Below are 17,615 nucleotides of genomic sequence, written 5' to 3'. Positions count from 1 at the left end.
TCCCGACACTTATCCAGTGAACGATTTGCTCAAGGTGTATTGGCAGCGATGGGAGATAGAGAGGGGTTATGGTGAGCTGAAGCAATATCAACTGGAAAATAAACCTGTCCTGCGCAGTAAGAAGAAGGATGGGGTGTATCAAGAATTATGGGGGATCTTGACGACCTACAATATTGTTCGGCTAGAGATGGCTGCCATGGCAGTGCAGCATCAAGTTGAGCCACAGAGAATAAGTTTCATTAATGCCCTGTTTTTAATCCAAGATGAGTTTGGTTGGAGCGACAGAGGGAGTCCTGGAGCGATCCCACAGCACTTAAAACGACTGAGGGAAAATGGCAAAAGGCCCCAAAGAGGAAGCGGCCCAGCTACCCGCGTGTGGTGCTAAAGAAAACGGTGAAATATCCAAGTAAAAATGCCACTCGCTCTTAAGCGAGTGGCATTATGCGAATATGCAGGCTTTTTTGTTTGAATTTGAGTATGAAATAAAAAACACATTTTTTTAACATTAAGTTTGGTTTAAGACTATTCAAATTAAGTGAGATCTTATACAACTAATCACCTAGGGAATTAAAAGCTGAACAAATCATATTAAGGATTTTCCATGTTACAGCGCGTCGACTACAAGACGAACCTGATGGTGGGTGATCAAACCTATCCCGCATTCGAATTACGCAATATTCTTGATTTTATTGCCATGGAGTTAGGTGAAAGTGCCTTACAGAAGGTGTGTGCTCACATTGGCGTTGGCCAAGCAGAGCTTAATCATTGCCAGTTTGTTTATGTATGGCAGGTAGAATATGCGATGGAGTTTTTGCGTATGCGGGTTGGTAATCCCGATATTGGAACCAAATTAGGCCTGAGCTATCGGGTGAGTAGTTTAGATGTGCTCTTACCCCATCTGGCGCAGTTGACTTCCTTACAGGCCTGCTTGCAGTTTGTGCTCAATCATCCCCGTTTAGTCGGCAGTTTTACCGATACTTTAGTACGTTTTGAAGAAGACGGTATTTGTATTCGCTGGCTCAACACCGGCCGTATCGACAAAGCACAATATGGATTCCAGTTCTTGCATAGCATAGGTTCGCTGTTAGGGCTTGCCAGAGAGCTCACAGGGGAGGCGATTATGCTTAAGCAAATCAATTTGGCGGAACCTGTCCGTGACAGCCGTTTTTTAAGCGAAGCCACGGGTGCTCAAGTGCAGTTTAATTGCGAATATTATGAATGGAGTATTTCTCTAAATTATCTTTCACTTGCTATCAATTACCCATTCCCTGCCTACACCGAAAATACTGCTTATGTCTCGACCACATCTTTTATCGAAACCGTACTGGCAGCAATTCGTGAGCATTTTCCCCAAGTGCTTCATTTAGATGACATGGCTATGCAACTGCATATGAGCGATCGCAGCTTTCGGCGTAAGCTGGCACAGCTTGGCTCGAGTTATCAACGCTTAATCGATCAGGTGCGTTGTCAAAGGGCGGTCGAGTTGATTTTAGCTAACGAGCTTGATATTGAGGCGATTGCCGAGACCTTAGGCTACAGTGATGTGAGCCATTTCCGTCAATCCTTTAAGCATTGGATTGGCCATCCACCCGGGTATTTTAGTCAGCTGAATGGTGGTGAACGGGCTAACTAAGTAAGGCGATTGACTGAACCTTGCCCTTGAAGCCGCAATTTTGCCGTTAAAGTCATAGTTAAATCATTTGGCGGTTGGTTGGAGATACAGTCATATGCCTGTATCTCTCCTAAGTGTTGATAACCGCTAGTCATCCATCTAAGTACAATTCCCTAAACTCGGTGCCAGTGAATCTATCCATTGACGAATTAATTCCACGCCTTCTTGGTGCTCAAGATTGCGGCCGATGGGCGGCATGCGATCTTTGGGTTCTGACAGTGTTTGGCGATAGAGCAAAATCGAATGGTCGGCATTGCCTGGGACGATATCGTAATCGAGTCCTTTAGCACCGCCATCCCAGCCGGGTGGTTGTTTGCAAATGCCATATTGATAACTGGTGTGGTCGATATAAAACCCAAGGCGTAAGCCGGAGATGCTGGCATAGCCTTTGGCGCTGTGGCAATGGGCGCAGTTAACATCTAAATAGCCCTTTGCACGGCTGGTTAAATCGGCTTGGAGGTTGTCTATGGCATAGGTTTTAGCGACTTGGCTTAACTCGGGTAACTGCTCAAGCTTGCCTTGTTTGGCCCACAGGCTGAGTTGGTTGACACTTTGCCCTTGGTCGATGATATCGCGATTCAAGAGATGGGCTTTAAGGCCAATCGGAATGATTTGACTACTGTTATCTTGATTGATTTGGTGGCAAATTTTGCACTCGGCGCGGCTCGGTATGCTGTAATCGAAGCTTTGGTTTTGACCTTGATTAATCAGGGTATGATGCACGCTTGCACCCGCGGTAAGCAGCTTTGCTTCACCTTGTTGCCATTGATAAACCAGACTCGTCCAGCCTTGGGAGCGTTTGATCAATAGCCGCGTTTCAATAAGGGTTTCGTTGGCTATGCCTGTGATAGCCGTATCCTGTGGCAGAGCAAAGGTTTTGACCAGCACGGTGCCAGTTGGAAACTCGAATGTCTCCTGCGCTTGGTATTGCATGCTACTGCCTGTGGGTAAATAGATAAAACGGTATTTACTGGCATAGTTAGAAAACAGCTGTGTGGCGAGCTGATAACCAAATCCCGGTGCTTGCGGCTGCGCGGTAGGGTTCGCGGGGTCGATAAAGAGCCCGTATTGGCTTAACTCTGGGCAGTCCTCTGCCATTAAGGCGGGCCAGTTAACTTGCCCAGTCGTATTCACACACAAACTAGTGGGCGTTGTCGGTACAGTGGGTGTCGTTGGCGGAGTTGGCGTTTGGCCATTATCGTTGCTTTGGCTGTCACCGCCGCCACAGGCTGTTACTAACATCGTTAAGCTGAAGATTGCGATGAGTGTTAGGCGGTTTGTCATCGGATTATCCGCTCTTTAAGTTGTTGCTTGAAATAAGAAGGCCTAAGTCGGCCTTCTCTGTCAGGGTTGATCTGTCTTGGCGTGGTAAGCAAGTGGGTGATTGCAAGCCAGCTTTCACCCACTGTCACCGTTGACGCTATTGTGAGCAGCTTGCCGCGGGTAGACGTTTAATCCATTCGCTGATCAGTGCTACACCTTCATCATGGGCTAAGCTACGGCCAATTTCAGGCATACGATCGCCTGGGGTCGTGCTTTGCATTCTAAAGTGCATGATTGACTTAGCGGCATTGCCGGGCACTACGTCAAAACCTAAGTTTCCACCGCCATAGGCGACTGGCGATTTACAGGTGCCGTGGGAGAAACCCGCATCATCGCTGTAGCCACGCCAGTACTCGAGTTTGAGGCCGGTGTTAGAGGCGTTGCCCTCGGGTCTATGGCAATGGGCGCAGTTGATGTCGAGATAACCCTTAGCCGTTTGCATTAATGCGGTATCGCTTAAGCTTGCGACTGTGGCTTCGTCACCATCGTGGTAGGCGGGCACTTGTGGTACTTGGCTCAGATTTGGTAATCCCTGCAAAATACCTAGGCTTTCCCATTTCAGCAGTTGGTTCATGGTGCCATCTTGATAGTTGTAATTGCGGTTCAAATGGCGCGCCTTAGGACCAATTGGCACAAACACGGCGTTGCTGTTGTCATCGGCCTTAAACTGGTGACATTGCTTACATTGGTTCATGCTCGGGACCATGTAGTTAAAGGTGAGGCTTTTCCCTTTATGGCTTAAGGTTTGGCTGCTAATTGCACCAGCTTTCGCCAGCGTCGCATCTGTCTTATCGGCATTCCACACATAGGGCAGGGCGCTCCAACCGGTTGGACGATGGATCAGCAAACGGGTTTCAATCAAACTCTCATTACTGATCCCGCGCTTACTGGTATCGCTTGGCAAGGCAAAGGTTTTAACTATGACGCTACCCACGGGGAAATCAAACGCTTCGTTTTCGGAGTAACTGGCTTTTTGTCCCGAAGGCAAATATACAAAGCGGTATTTACTGGCGTAGTCGGTAAAGAGCTGAGTGTTAAGATCATAAGGGACACCACCCGAATTGGGCCCTGCCGTGGGGTTTTTAGCATCGCTGAACAGGTTGTAATCCGACAGTTTAGGGCAGTTTGCTTTAAGCAGCGCATCCCAACTGACGTTTGAACCCGTCGCCTGACAAAGACTTTGGTCACCATCACCCACTAAACCGCCTTCGCCTTCACCGATAGTGCCTCCGCCGCCAACGAGCACGCCGCCATCACAACCTGCGGTATTATCGTCAACTCCACAGCCAAATACTTGGCCCGCGAAGGTCACCGTATGTACGGGGAGGCTCACTTGAGTACATTTCAGCAGGTTGTTTTGGGTTTTCTCGTATTGCACATCGGCGATGCTGATGTCGGTGTTGCTGTTGGCATAGAGTCTGCCGTAGGACACATCACCGTTATCACTGGCGCAGACGTTATCGCTGCCATCTGCGGCAAAGGGGGCCTCTTTCAAACCGAGGTAAGCGGCTGTGCCGTTATTGGCAAGCATTTCCCCTAGGCCGTCGTAGAGTACGCCGGGCAAGGTGCCGTGGCTTATTACATAGGCGCGGATAATATCTTGAATTAAATAACCTTTAGGCTTGCTGCCATAGTCGGTGATCACGTTGTCGTGCAAGTAGATATTGCGCGGCACTGGGCGCCAGCCGTCTTCAATAGCTTGACCTGGTTGCCCATAGTTGCCGACAAAGGAGGTCATATCGGGTTCTGCAATAAAGAAACTGCTGACTGTTACGCCTAAGGTATCGTGGTGGGTAATTTCGTTATTAAAGATTTCCACATCGGCGGTAGACAGCACAATCACCCCAGTCCCCGGCGGCACTATGTGCACCCCAGCGGGGTTGGCCGAGGCGTTGGCAAAGTTAGGCGTGTTGTTGTCATACACTTTGTTGTTGAAAATCCGCACGCTAGAGCCGTATCTGTGGTTGTTGATCGGCAAGTCGAACACTAAAATCCCGCCGGTGTTGCCCATGGCTTCGTTGTCATACACATCGGCATACTTAGAGTTTTCGACTTCAATCCCGGCAACGTTTTCCTTGGCAATATTGCGACGCACCACAATATATTGGGATTGGCCCACATAAATGCCCGCATCGGCACTGCCTCGGACATAGCTGTCTTCAATCAAAATGTTTTCACACTCTACGGGATACAGACCATAGGCGCCATTATCTTTGTCGAGTTCGCCTTCCCACACCGCCCCCACGCGGCGCAGTATGATGCCATTGGTATTTTTAAGCTTGATACCGTTGTTTTTGGCTTCATTGACCGACAGATCTTGAATGGTAATGTTCAGCGCATTCTGAACGAAAATCCCATCACCCGAGTTAGCTTGAGAGAAATTAAGCACAGTGTCCTTCATCCCATAACCCATGATAGTAACGTTTTTGGCATAGCTGCCATCCCCATCCACGTCACCATCAAACAGCAAGGTCGAGTCAATATTAAAAGTGCCTTTAGGAAGCACGATCACTGCACCACTTTGCGCGTTGATTAAGGCTTCTTGGATACGCATTGTGAGGTTATCGCCCGCGGGGATTTTGATGGCGCCTTCGGGGAAGGTTGGTCCTGTTTCAGGGGGCTGAACTACAGGTGGTGTCACCACTGGTGCTGGATCATCGTCAGAAAAACAACCCGTTAGATTAAAAGCCATCAGTAGGGCGACCCCTGTCGGCATCAGCCAATTCGCTTTACCTTGAGTTATATTTCTGTGGGAGTTGCTCGGCCAGAGCTGGCGTGATTTTGCCTTAATGCCCTTGCGTGAGAGTGGGTGTATCGTCTTGTTGAACATAGGTGCTCCTGCTTTTTGTTATAATTTCGTTAACAGGATGCGCTCGGAGCTGAAAAAGGCAATGTGAAATATGGCCAAAATGGTGCAAGTCATCGCTGCGGTAAGGGGAGATGGTTTTACGCGACTCGATTTAAGCTCAACATTCTCAACCCAAAATATGGGTGAGTCATTGGGGGGACTGAATACCCTTTCTGGTGTTTTTATGTTCAGATAAGGCAGTTTGATATTATTAATGCAAATTAAAACATACTTGTTACAAGATGAATAAAACATCATCTAGATAATGCTTAATTTTATTGCCACTCAAAAATCACTATGTTAAAAATCTTTCGCTAAAATATCACTTAATAATAAATTAAAATTAATTCAAATTTAATACCTTATTCATAATAGTCATTAAACTTGACTTGCCCCTTAACAATACGTGGAGATGAAAATGGGGAAACGCATTCGTGTGATTATTAGCTTAATAATATTCACAGTCTCGTTATTGCTTTTGTATAACCTTGAGCAGGATTATCAATTAAATGATATTTTGGCTGAGGTTAAATTATTTTCATTTTCACAGCTTGCGCTTGCAATTGCACTGACAGTGACAAGCTACTTAATCTTAACCCTGTATGATTATCTTGCGATTAAACAACTTGGCTCATCATTAAGCTATAAAAAAGTCGCTCCCGTTTCATTTTTAGCCTTTACCTTTTCCAATACCATAGGGTTTTCATTACTCACAGGCACTTCGATACGCTATAAGTTTTATTCAGAGTTAGGGTTAAGCGGTAATCAGATTACTCAAATAGTGCTTGCCTGCTCGGTGACTTTTTTCCTCGGATTATTCTTTATTTGTGGTATCGCGCTGATTAACTTCCCAGCGCAGCAACTGGCTGATTTACCATTGCCGACGTGGTTATTTTCCTTGAGCCGAGTGTTTGGCGTTCTGATGCTGCTCGGCGTAGTAGGGTATTTTCTTTTTAGCCTGTGGCGTAAAAAACCTATTTATTTTCGAGGGTTTGAGTTTGCGCCTCCCGAATTGTCTCAGTCGTTGAAGCAGTTTGTGGTCTCGACACTCGATTGGTTAGTAGTGGGAACATTATTCTATTGCCTGCTGCCTGCGGTAGATGGATTAAGTTACCTTCAAGTGCTTAGTATTTTCTTTGTGGCGAATGCCATCGGGGTACTTGCTCATGTGCCTGGGGGGATTGGTGTTTTTGAATCTGTAGTTACAGTGACATTGTCCCAGTATTTACCCGTTGAGCAAATACTGGGCTCGGTCATTGTGTATCGGGTCATTTATTATATTGTGCCTTTTATGCTGGCCCTGATTTATTTTGTGGTAGGCTTGGTGTTAAATAATAAGGATAAATTATCTAAGATAGATATTGATTTACATATTGTCAGGCAGTTATTGCCACCACTATTAAGCATTAGTGTGTTTTCCATTGGTTTGGTTTTATTGCTTTCAGTGGTTAACCCTTCCATTGTGCACAAATATCATTGGCTAGGGGAGATAGTGCCGCTGTCGATAGTTGAATTGTCGAGCTTAATATTGAGTGCCAGTGGTATTTTACTACTGTTATTATCCCATGGCTTGTTTAAGCGTTATCAAAAAGCCTTCGTACTCACCCAAAAGCTGTTATTAGTAGCCATTGTTTTTATTGTGCTTAAGGGCGCAGAGTGGCAGATTTCTCTAGCGCTCGGTCTAATCTATTTATTAATGCTGCCCTGTGAACAGGTGTTTTATCGCCAAGGTTCGATTGTGGGCGTTAAGTATTCCTTCGGCTGGATATTATCCCTCGCCGCGGCATTATTTTTGATGGTGTGGGTATTGTTTTTTGCCTACCAAGATGTGGATTATGACGATTCGCTCTGGTTAACCTTCTCGCAGGATAGCCATGTGTCTCGCGCGTTACGGGGCGGTGCGATAGCCTTAGTAATTCTGCTCGGCTTTGCCATTCGCTATGTGATCGCGGTGCGAAAACCCGATACCCGTCGCCTAGATAGTTCAGCCTTGAGCTGCGCCATGGGAATTGTTGCCGATGCACCGAGTAGTCATGGTTATCTCGCCTTAGTACAAGATAAGTCGCTGTTATTTAATGAAGATAAAGATGCCTTCTTAATGTATGCCCGCGCCGGACATTGCTGGGTGGTGATGGGCGATCCTATCGGTAATCAAGATAAATTTGATGATCTCCTGTGGCAGTTTCGCGAGCTGTGTGACGCCTACGATGGTTGGCCTGTGTTTTATCAAGTGACGCAAAAGTATTTACCTCACTTTTTAGAGCAAGGGTTGAGCCTGTATAAACTCGGCGAAGAGGCCATAGTGTCTTTGGCGGAATTTGAGTTGCAGTCAAGCAAGTATCGCAGTTTGCGACAGAGCCATGCCAAGGCATTAAGGGAAGGCTTGAGCTTTAAGCTTATCGATGCCAGTGAGGTGCAGAGTCTATTGCCAACATTAGAGGCTATTTCAACCAGTTGGCTTAAGGCCAAACAGGGGCGAGAAAAGGGGTTTTCGGTTGGTTATTTCTCAGCCGCTTACCTGTGTGCCACGCCAATGGCCTTAGTGTATTTGAACGGCGAGCCGGTGGCCTTTTCCAATGTGTGGGCCAGTGCCGCCAAAATGGAGTTTTCCGTCGATTTGATGCGTTATCTGCCGAATTTATCGGGCAGCAACATAATGGACTTTTTGTTTACTGAGCTGCTGCTTTGGGGCAAACAGCAAGGATATCAGCAGTTTAATCTTGGCATGGCGCCCATGTCTGGATTAACAGATAGAGCCATAGTGCCGTTTTGGACCAAGCTTGCCAAAACGGTTTATAAGAATGGGAATAAATTTTACAACTTTCAGGGACTTAGAAGGTATAAGGATAAGTTTAATCCGAGGTGGGAAGCTAAGTATTTGATTTGTTATGGCGGACTCTCTTTACCCGTAGTGCTGGGTAGTTTAGTGACCTTAACGAGTCGTGGTGCAACTGGCGTATTTAAAAAGTAGGTGCGAGATGACGAAATCCTTAATCAAGATACTGAGCGTTTTACTGTTATGTTCAACTGCTAATGCCTTTGCCGATGAGTTTGCCGATAATCTAGGGCTGACTCTGTTACCTGTCGAACCATCAACTCAGGTAAACGCTGCGTCATCCCATACCAAACCACCGCTGGTGATTTTTTTGAGTGGCGATGGCGGTTGGGCGACCCTCGATAAAGCCGTTGGGGGCATTTTACAGCAGCAGGGCTGGCCAGTCGTCGGCTGGAGCTCGCTGAAATACTATTGGAAACAAAAAGATCCCAAAGATGTCACCCAAGATACCTTAGCAATCATCGACAAGTACCAGGCCGAATTTGGCACGCAAAAAGTGATTTTAATTGGTTATTCCTTCGGGGCTGAAGTCATTCCCTTTGTGCTAAATGAGATGCCCGCGCGGTATCGGAAGAATATCTTGGGCGCTGTGCTGCTCTCTCCTTCACAATCCTCGGATTTTGAAATCCATGTGAGCGAGATGGTCACCTCGGATAATCAATCGGCTCGTTACTTAACCTTGCCCGAAGTGAACAAACAAACCACTGTGCCTATGCTTTGCCTCTATGGAAAAGAGGACGATGCGCCGCTGCATTTATGCCCTGCGGTCAAGCAGCCTAATGTCACTGTGATGGAGTTAAGCGGTGGCCACAGTTTTGATGATGACTATGATAAAGTGGTCAAGTTGATAAAAGGTTGGCTAAAGCCAAGTTAGCGCGCTTTTGTGCATGGCATCCTATGAGCCTAATGTTTTGGAATAAAAGATAAAAAGGGCGCGGATGCGCCCTTTGTTTTAGGTTGTGCTACAGCGAATGACTAGAGCTGGTAGCTAATGTGCTGGTGGAAGCGCACCACGAGATCTTCACGCTCTGGATCTAGCCCAATCTCGGCGGCAAAGGTCTTCAGTGCGGCTTCGACGTTATTCATAAAACGGCCATAGCCAGAGTCATCACAGTCCTTGGCGCCCGCGACGATAGTAAAATGCGCGGCTTCGACTAAGTTGTCGGCATCCCAGCGGCGGATCACTTGCTGCTCGGTTGCGTTAGGGTCAAAACCGATCATTTGCACTTCGGCCTTGCTGTCGAGTTTCTCAAACTTACTGTTACGAACTAAGGGGGTTAGGCCGTTGGCGATCATAGCCAATCGCGTTAATTGCTTATTGGCAGCCGCCTTGAGGAAGTTATCTTCAAGATGTTGATATAACGGGCTAAAGTCTGTTGCAGAGTCGGGGAGTAAACCTTGTTTGAGTTTGCGACTCAGCGGCAGACTGACGGTGACATAGGTGAGTGAGCTAACATTTTCCGGCAGGTCACATTTTCTGGCCTTGTATCTTGGTGCGATGGCTCTGAGTTTATAGCCATAGGTTTCTTTATTACCTTTTGATTTAGCGAATAAATCATAGGATAAATGCTGGTGGTCGCGGATCTTCACCTTAAGATCGTTAATCGGCAGCTTAGGCATTAATTCGTTTAGGAGTTCCCGTACTCGGGTATGGAAATTAGCCGAGTTGCTACGGATCTCATCGCCAGTCGCTAAGAATACAATACGCAGTTTGCGAGCGCGGTAGTTATCCTCGGTAAACAGGTTTTGTGCCTCGTGATAGGCAGGATTGTAAAAAAACAGAATTTGTTCAGCGGTTTGGAAGCAATAGGCTTCGGTGTGGTAACGCACGACTGGCAGTTTATCGTTAGTGATCACATGAACGTTACGGAGATCGTGTTGTTCTGCCAAGTTAAAAATAATGCGGCTTAAGGTTTGATAACAGCTATGGTAATCGGGGTATTGCGCCAGTAATTCATCCGTGACTTTAATTTCGGCGGTGATGTACTGGTTGGTACGAGCTTCCTTGGGTATGTACACTTTTTGCTGATGGCTAAGGGACATATTGACTCCTTGTTGGGTTAACCATTTGCTAACACGAATTTTACTGTTTATCTCAGGCGTTAATGTTGCGTTGGAGCATGTTTTTATCGCTTAAATGCAAGTTTACATCAGCAAGCTGTTTATTAGCTTAAAATTGCAGCGATTTTATTGAGTTAATGCTTTTTCAATCCAAGGTTGCATCCAAGTGGCTATCTTCTCTTGGGCCTTTTCATTGGGATGAATTCCATCCCTTTGCATCAACTCAGGATAGGGCGCAATCTCCTGCATAAAGAAGGGGATTAATGCAATCTCCTCGTCTTTAGCAATCTCTTGATACACTTGGGTGAACTTTTGGGTATAGCGAGGGCCATAGTTAGGCGGTACCATGATTTCGGTCAGTAGCACTTTAGCACCGCTATTTTTAGCTAGGGTAATGATTTGGATTAGGTTATTTTTGAGTTGCGTTGGGGGGAATCCACGTAAACCATCGTTACCACCGAGTTCGACCACCACTAAATCGGGGGCTACTGAATCGAGCAGCGCAGGCAAACGACGCAAACCGCCCGCTGTGGTTTCACCGCTCACCGAACCATTGGTAAATTCATGCTCGGGTAATTTTTTTTGCAGCAGCGCCACCCAGCCTACTTGTTCCGACATGCCATAGCTGGCACCTAAGCTATCGCCGAGGATCAATACTTTCGCCGCCTGAACTGGCGTGGTTATAAACAGACTTAACAGGATGCAGGCGCTCACGGCCTTTGCCATCGGCTTGCATCTTAGCGATTGACGCAAGAACGATTTGTATAAGAAGGATCCTATGTCTAACGTCGTTTCAAAAAACAGTGCCATCAATGTTGTTAACCTCGAAAAATTGGTGACTACTCAGGAAGGTTCGCTCACTATCCTCAAGGGCATTAACTTAGATGTCAAGCAGGGGGAAAGTGTGGCGATATTAGGCCCCTCCGGCTCGGGCAAGTCGACATTGCTTGGCTTACTCGCCGCGCTCGATACCCCCACGTCGGGGGAGATTTGGCTTGATGGCCAAGCCCTATCACCGCTCAATGAAGAACAGAAAGCCGCGCTGCGTAAGCAAAAAGTGAGTTTTATTTTTCAGTCTTTTATGTTAGTTGATACCTTAACCGCCCTCGAAAATGTGATGCTACCGGCCGAGCTTGCTGGGGTAAAAAATGCCAAGGAGAAGGCCGAGGCCATGCTGGGGCGCGTAGGGTTATCCCACCGTTTGACCCATTTACCTAAACAATTATCCGGCGGTGAGCAGCAAAGGGTGGCCATTGCCCGCGCCTTTATCTGTGAACCTAAAGTACTATTTGCCGACGAGCCAACCGGCAATTTAGACAGTGTTAACGGCCATAAAATTGCCGATATGTTGTTTGAGCTCAACCAAGAGAGCCACACCACGCTCATCTTAGTTACCCACGACTTGCAATTGGCGAAACGCTGCCAGCGGCAACTGGTTATGGATAACGGCCACTTGCAGGAAGAGTTAGATTCGGCTCAATCGCACAGCATGAATGACAGCCTTGAATTAAGCGCCAAGGAGGCCTAACCCATGGAGCTTAATTTGGCATGGCGCCTGTTTAAGCGCGAGCTGCAACAGGGGCAGTTGTTATTGATTATCCTCGCCATTACCTTGGCGGTGCTATCGGTTAGCGGTCTTGCGCGGGTCAGTGAGCGTTTGCAAGTCGCAATCAACGGGCAGGCGACCCAGTTTATCGCCGCCGATCGTATTATCGACTCTCCCGTTCAAATTGACGCCAGCATTCTGGCCAAGGCCGACGAGCTTGGTCTTAAGCATGTGACCAATATGCAATTTAACTCCATGGTGTATGCGGGGGATAAATTTCAGTTAGTCACAGTGCGGGCGGTTGAGTCTGGTTATCCACTTAAGGGAGATATCGAACTTAAAGCGGCCAATGGCCAAGATGTTAAAGCCCAAGGCTTGCCCCACGCCGATGAGGTGTGGTTCGAGAGTCGCTTAGGGGGACTCTTGGGATACCCGAAAACATTGGAATTGGGCAACAGTGAGTTTCATTTAAGTCAAGAAATCAGCCGCTTACCCGATGCGGGTTTTAATCCGTTTGCTTCTTCCCCCGTGGTATTAATGCGGATAGAAGATGTCGCCAAGACTGGGGTTATCCAACCCGGCAGCCGAGTGACCTATCTGTATCAATTTGCGGGTGCAGAAAGCGCCTTAAGCGCCTTTGAAAATAGCGTTAAACCGCTGCTAAATAATTCCCAGCGCTGGGTCGATGTGCAGTCCGGCGACTCACCGATAGCGGGCGCGGTGAAGCGGGCGGAGCGTTTTTTATTGCTGGCAAGCCTGCTCGGTATTGCGCTGGCCTGCGCCGCGATTGGGATTGCCGCCCAGCGTTACTGCCAACGTCATTATGACGTGGTGGCTATGCTTAAAACCTTTGGCGCCTCATCAACACAAATTCGTCGACTGTTTGGTATCCATTTGCTGCTGGTGACGCTGTTTGGCATTGTGCTGGGGCTTATAGGTGGGGCACTGCTGGATTTAGGCATTAATCAACTGTTACCCCCTGAAATCGCTGCCTATTCGCCACCGTTGACGCGGCCGCTGCTGCTTGGGATCAGCACTGGGCTTATCAGCGCCTTTATGTTTTCGGCCTATCCTTTAATGCGTCTGCTGGCGATTCCGCCGCTGCGCGTTTTACAAAGGCAACTCGAAGGCTTGCAGCTCGGCATGTGGCTGCATTTACTCTTAAGTTTAGGGGCGATGGCACTGTTGGGATATTTGTATTCCCAAAGCTGGGCGCTGACACTGACTGTGGTCGCGGCTGTGCTGCTACTCGGCGTATTGCTGAGTATTTTAGGCTTTGTGATGATCCGCCTTGGCCACAGTGTCGGCATGAAAACTACCAATCCCTTGCAACTGGCACTGGCGGGGTTACGCCGCCGCGCGCGGCAAAATGCGGTGCAACTGGTGGGATTTAGTGCGGCCTTGGTATTGCTACTGACGATTTTGGCCCTAAGGCAAGATTTACTGAATGAGTGGCAAAAACAGCTGCCCGAGAATGCACCTAACTATTTCTTGGTCAATATCGCCCCCGATGATGCTAAGCCATTAAATGACTTTATGGCACAAAGGGGCATAGCAGCGACGGATATCTATCCCGTTATTCGCGGCCGCTTGACTCAAATCAATGGTGAAACCTTGATTTCCAACGAGCAGGCCGAAGCGGGTGAGAAGGGACGAGTCGGGATCTCCCGCGAGCTTAATCTCACTTGGCGCAATAGCTTACCCGCCAACAATGAGTTAGTTGAAGGGCATTTTAATCAGGCGGCGGATGAGGTTTCTGTCGAGTCAGGTGTTGCCGAGCGTTTAGGGCTAAAGCTGGGCGATACGCTGACTTACATGATTGATAACCAAGAGCTTAGGGTTAAAGTCGCCAGTATCCGTGCTGTGCACTGGGAAACCATGCAGCCAAACTTCTTTATGATCTTCACGCAAGAAGCGCTGGTGCCCTTTGCCTATACCTCGATGGCAAGCTTCTACCTCGACGACAAAAAGCCGGATGAGCTAGGGAATAATGCACCAAAGAATACAGTGATCCTCGAACTTATCCAGCAGTTTCCTACTGTGTCGATTATCGATGTCGGCGCCATGGTGGGGCAATTGCGACAAATTATTGAGCAGGTGTCCCTGTCGCTGACGTTGGTCTTGGTCCTCGTCTTACTGGCCAGTTCTTTAGTGCTTATTGCGCAAACCGAGGCGGGAATGGCCACGCGCCAGCGTGAACTCGCAGTGTTGCGTACCTTTGGTGCCTCGGGTTGGTTACTGCGTAGCGCCACTGGGCTTGAATTTGCATTACTCGGAGGCATCGCAGGGGTGCTTGCAGTGATAGTAGCGGAATTTGCACTGTATCTGTTAAAGACCCAAGTGTTTGAGCTCAATGTGTATATGCACTGGCCATGGTGGGGGATTGCCCCTGTCTGCGGCGCCTTGTTAGTTGCATTGCTGGGTGTTTGGCGCTGCCGCCAATTACTCAATCAATCCTGCGCCGAATTATTAAAAGCGGGCGCTTAAGATGAGGCCTGTTTGGACTTAAGGCGAATGCCGCAACACCATCAGATGTAAAATCAAAATGTAAAAAATAAGCACTGGCCTAAATCAGTGCTTTTTTATGGCGATTATTTGAGTGTTTTAGCCTGAGCCTAAGCTTGAGCATTTGTCACATTGGCTTACAAATGGAAAAAGCCAAGATGTTATCCGTAAAGAACTTCGCCGAGATTGATGAGTCTATTTAACGAGCATGAGTTGCTTACGTCAGTCAATTGATAAGTTAGCACTGTCATCAAACGAGAAGATTGCTGGATTTTGGCCTTAGGGAGATAAACAGAATGTTTAAAAAACTTAGAACATTACTTAGAGATAATCGCTCCTTTTTGTTGTTTATCAGCCTAATGCTGGTGTTTAGGAGTGCGGTGGCCGATTGGAATACAGTGCCGACAGGTTCTATGTTGCCGACGATTGTCGAGGGCGACCGTATTCTAGTGAATAAGATGGCTTACGATATCAGAGTGCCCTTTACCCATATTCCACTCGTTAAACTTGCAGACCCCACTCGTGGGGATATTATCGTGTTCGACTCTAAAAAGGCTGATAAAAAGCTGATTAAGCGGGTAATTGCCGTACCCGGTGATACTGTGATGATGCGAGATAATCGCTTGTATTTAAATGGCAAACCACTCGTTTATACATCGCAAGCATTAAGTGCCTATGCGCCGGCGAATGTCACCGAGTGGCAGGAGGAGCTCCTCGGCATAGTGCACAGTATTCGCCTCAATCCGCAGCCCTCACCGCTGGCCAATTTTGGCCCAGTTACGGTGCCTTATAACCAGTATTTGGCGCTAGGGGACAATCGAGATAACAGTGCCGATTCAAGAGTCATAGGCTTTGTGCCCAGAGAGGAGATTATTGGCCGCTCAAGCTCAGTGGTCTTCTCATTGGATTACAACGATTATTACCTGCCGCAGCCAGAGCGCATGATGCGCGCGTTCTAATTTGTCCCTAGATGACACTCTTCACGAGATATAAAAATGGCGCCCTTATCGGCGCCATTTTTATGTGATTACGAAGCGTTGTACGCTTACATCAAAAAGCTGAGGTAGCCCTGCAATACAATTAAATTAACTATATCGATAAAGAAGGCGCCGACAATCGGTACCACCATAAAGGCCTGAGGCGAGGGGCCGGTGCGTGACACCAGTGCGCCCATATTCATCACCGCCGTAGGAGTGGCGCCCATACCAAAGCCACAGTGACCGCCGGTGATCACCGCCGCGTCGTAGTTGCTACCCATAATTTTGAAGGTCACAAAATAGGCGAATACCGCCAGCACTGCGGTTTGTACCAACAGGATAATCAGTAAGGGGATAGCCAGATCCAAAATTTCCCACAACTTGAGATTCATCAAGGCCATAGACAGGAATAACGACAGCGCCACAGTACCTATTACATCGATACTCTCGGTATGGGGTTTATAACCTCGGGTCACTTCGGTGATGTTGGCGATGATAACCCCAAGAAACAGGGCATAGACAAAGTCCGGCATCTTGAGCCAATTCAGCTGATATTCGCTGACAAACACAGTAAACCATTTCGCCCCAGCAACGCAGATCAGCAGTACAAACAGGGTTTCGATGATTGTCTTGGCGGTGACTTGGTCCTCTTCGAGCTGATCATAGGTCACCAGTTGTGGATGCGTGGCGTGGTGCTTTCGACCAACGCCATAGCTGGATACTAGATTGTGTTTGCCAATTAATCGCTGCGCAACTGGGCCGCCGATAATGCCGCCCATGACTAAGCCAAAGGTGGCCGCCGCCATCGCAAGCTCTAAGGTATTAATCCCGTAGTTTTCGGCAAAGGTTTGTGACCAGGCAACACCAGTCCCATGGCCGCCTGACAGCGTAATCGAGCCGGCGATAAGACCCAAGATGGGATCTAAGCCGAGGAGGCTGGCAAGACTCACACCCACCGCATTTTGAATGACGATATAGACAGACGCTACGCCTAAAAAGATAAACACTTTTTTGCCGCCACTAAGCAGTAACTTATAGTTTGCCGATAAACCTATGGTACTGAAAAACATCAGCATTAAGGTATTTTGCATGGGTAAACTGAAGGCGAGGGTGATGTCTTGGAAATGTAAAAAGGCCACGACGGCGGCGACGACCAGCCCGCCTACGATAGGTTCGGGAATATTGTATTGTCTAAAAACACGCACATGGCGATTGATGGAATGGCCAATAAACAGCACGAAGATAGCAATTAAGAACGACTCTAGTTCGCCAATTGTATAAGTGGTGTGCATGATAGTTCCTTAAAAATGGTTTGTGTGGGAATACCGCTGTACTCAAGCAGGCTGTACTAAAGCTGAGTGAGGGCGACCCATCTCGTTATTTAGCATTGACTAATGCTAAGTGTTAAACGCGCGATCTAAGGACAGATTCTTGTCAATCCCCAAGGTTGGAGAAGGAGTATTAAGCGCGAATATGAACCGTATTGGTGTAGTTGATCAGTATCGCCACTGAGGGGGCGAATACTGAAGATAATGAACTTGCTTGGAGCGTTAACTGTGCTTCAGTGCAGGCGCTAACACGTCAATAGCGATAAGCAAGAGGCGGGGAGTGTAACAGAAAAATGCGTTATTGTCGTTAAATTGTCTTTAAAATCATTGTGTTACATTTATGTTTTTCGGCTGTTGCCAGATGCGAGCGCAGCATCGCCTAAAACCAAATCGATAAATAAATCGCCTTAGGGGATTTTTATCTCTGATTTTCAAGCCATTATTCAGCATGGCGTTAACCCAGTCTCACGCGCCTGGTAACATTTTATTCTCAAGCCTGTTACCGAAAATGCTGGAGTC

General features: G+C 47.6%; 12 protein-coding genes. 7 read left to right on the top strand and 5 right to left on the bottom strand.

Annotation, left to right across the window (positions count from 1 at the left end; all coding sequences use genetic code 11):
- A partial coding sequence (locus EYR25_RS21040; RefSeq protein ID WP_207953666.1) for a transposase occupies positions 1-385 on the top strand: 385 nt, incomplete at its 5' end.
- A 216-nt stretch (positions 386-601) separates the two neighbouring features.
- On the top strand, positions 602-1,633 hold the full coding sequence (locus EYR25_RS21035) for an AraC family transcriptional regulator (RefSeq protein ID WP_133182679.1): 1,032 nt from the start codon (positions 602-604) through the stop codon (positions 1,631-1,633).
- A gap of 138 nt (positions 1,634-1,771) precedes the next feature.
- Here the strand turns inward: EYR25_RS21035 and EYR25_RS21030 are convergent, their stop codons facing one another.
- Both EYR25_RS21030 and EYR25_RS21025 read right to left on the bottom strand, forming a co-directional pair.
- Positions 1,772-2,956 (bottom strand): SO2930 family diheme c-type cytochrome, encoded by a 1,185-nt coding sequence (locus EYR25_RS21030; RefSeq protein WP_133182676.1) that lies wholly within the window; start codon positions 2,954-2,956, stop codon positions 1,772-1,774.
- A 136-nt stretch (positions 2,957-3,092) separates the two neighbouring features.
- Positions 3,093-5,825 carry an SO2930 family diheme c-type cytochrome gene (locus tag EYR25_RS21025; protein WP_133182674.1) on the bottom strand — a complete coding sequence of 911 codons (2,733 nt, stop codon included), beginning with the start codon at positions 5,823-5,825 and terminating at the stop codon, positions 3,093-3,095.
- Positions 5,826-6,261: 436 nt separating this feature from the next.
- Here EYR25_RS21025 and mprF point away from each other — a divergent pair, with 436 nt between their 5' ends.
- On the top strand, positions 6,262-8,814 hold the full coding sequence (gene mprF, locus EYR25_RS21020) for a bifunctional lysylphosphatidylglycerol flippase/synthetase MprF (RefSeq protein ID WP_133182672.1): 2,553 nt from the start codon (positions 6,262-6,264) through the stop codon (positions 8,812-8,814).
- A gap of 7 nt (positions 8,815-8,821) precedes the next feature.
- A complete protein-coding gene (locus EYR25_RS21015; RefSeq protein WP_023266344.1) occupies positions 8,822-9,553 on the top strand; it encodes an AcvB/VirJ family lysyl-phosphatidylglycerol hydrolase in 732 nt (243 codons plus the stop codon).
- A gap of 101 nt (positions 9,554-9,654) precedes the next feature.
- Here the strand turns inward: EYR25_RS21015 and EYR25_RS21010 are convergent, their stop codons facing one another.
- Both EYR25_RS21010 and EYR25_RS21005 read right to left on the bottom strand, forming a co-directional pair.
- Positions 9,655-10,722, bottom strand: a complete 1,068-nt coding sequence (locus EYR25_RS21010) for a DUF3083 family protein (RefSeq protein ID WP_133182671.1) — start codon at positions 10,720-10,722, stop codon at positions 9,655-9,657.
- 144 nt (positions 10,723-10,866) lie between these two features.
- Entirely contained in the window at positions 10,867-11,466 is a 600-nt protein-coding gene (locus tag EYR25_RS21005) for an arylesterase (RefSeq protein WP_023266342.1), read from the bottom strand.
- A gap of 52 nt (positions 11,467-11,518) precedes the next feature.
- Here EYR25_RS21005 and EYR25_RS21000 point away from each other — a divergent pair, with 52 nt between their 5' ends.
- From EYR25_RS21000 to lepB, 3 genes are all read left to right on the top strand, one after another.
- A complete protein-coding gene (locus tag EYR25_RS21000) occupies positions 11,519-12,268 on the top strand; it encodes an ABC transporter ATP-binding protein (RefSeq protein ID WP_133182670.1) in 750 nt (249 codons plus the stop codon).
- A gap of 3 nt (positions 12,269-12,271) precedes the next feature.
- Positions 12,272-14,773, top strand: coding sequence for an ABC transporter permease (locus tag EYR25_RS20995; RefSeq protein ID WP_133182669.1), 2,502 nt, complete (start codon positions 12,272-12,274; stop codon positions 14,771-14,773).
- A gap of 314 nt (positions 14,774-15,087) precedes the next feature.
- Positions 15,088-15,750, top strand: coding sequence for a signal peptidase I (gene lepB, locus EYR25_RS20990; RefSeq protein ID WP_133182668.1), 663 nt, complete (start codon positions 15,088-15,090; stop codon positions 15,748-15,750).
- An 86-nt stretch (positions 15,751-15,836) separates the two neighbouring features.
- Here lepB and gltS read toward each other — a convergent pair whose 3' ends face one another.
- Entirely contained in the window at positions 15,837-17,060 is a 1,224-nt protein-coding gene (gene gltS, locus EYR25_RS20985; RefSeq protein WP_133182667.1) for a sodium/glutamate symporter, read from the bottom strand.
- Positions 17,061-17,615: the final 555 nt, after the last annotated feature.

Origin of the sequence: Shewanella decolorationis (genome assembly GCF_004354305.1) — a bacterium.
Classification (GTDB): domain Bacteria; phylum Pseudomonadota; class Gammaproteobacteria; order Enterobacterales; family Shewanellaceae; genus Shewanella; species Shewanella decolorationis.
Note: the sequence above shows the minus strand (reverse complement) of the source record. Positions and strands in the feature narration are given on the sequence as shown.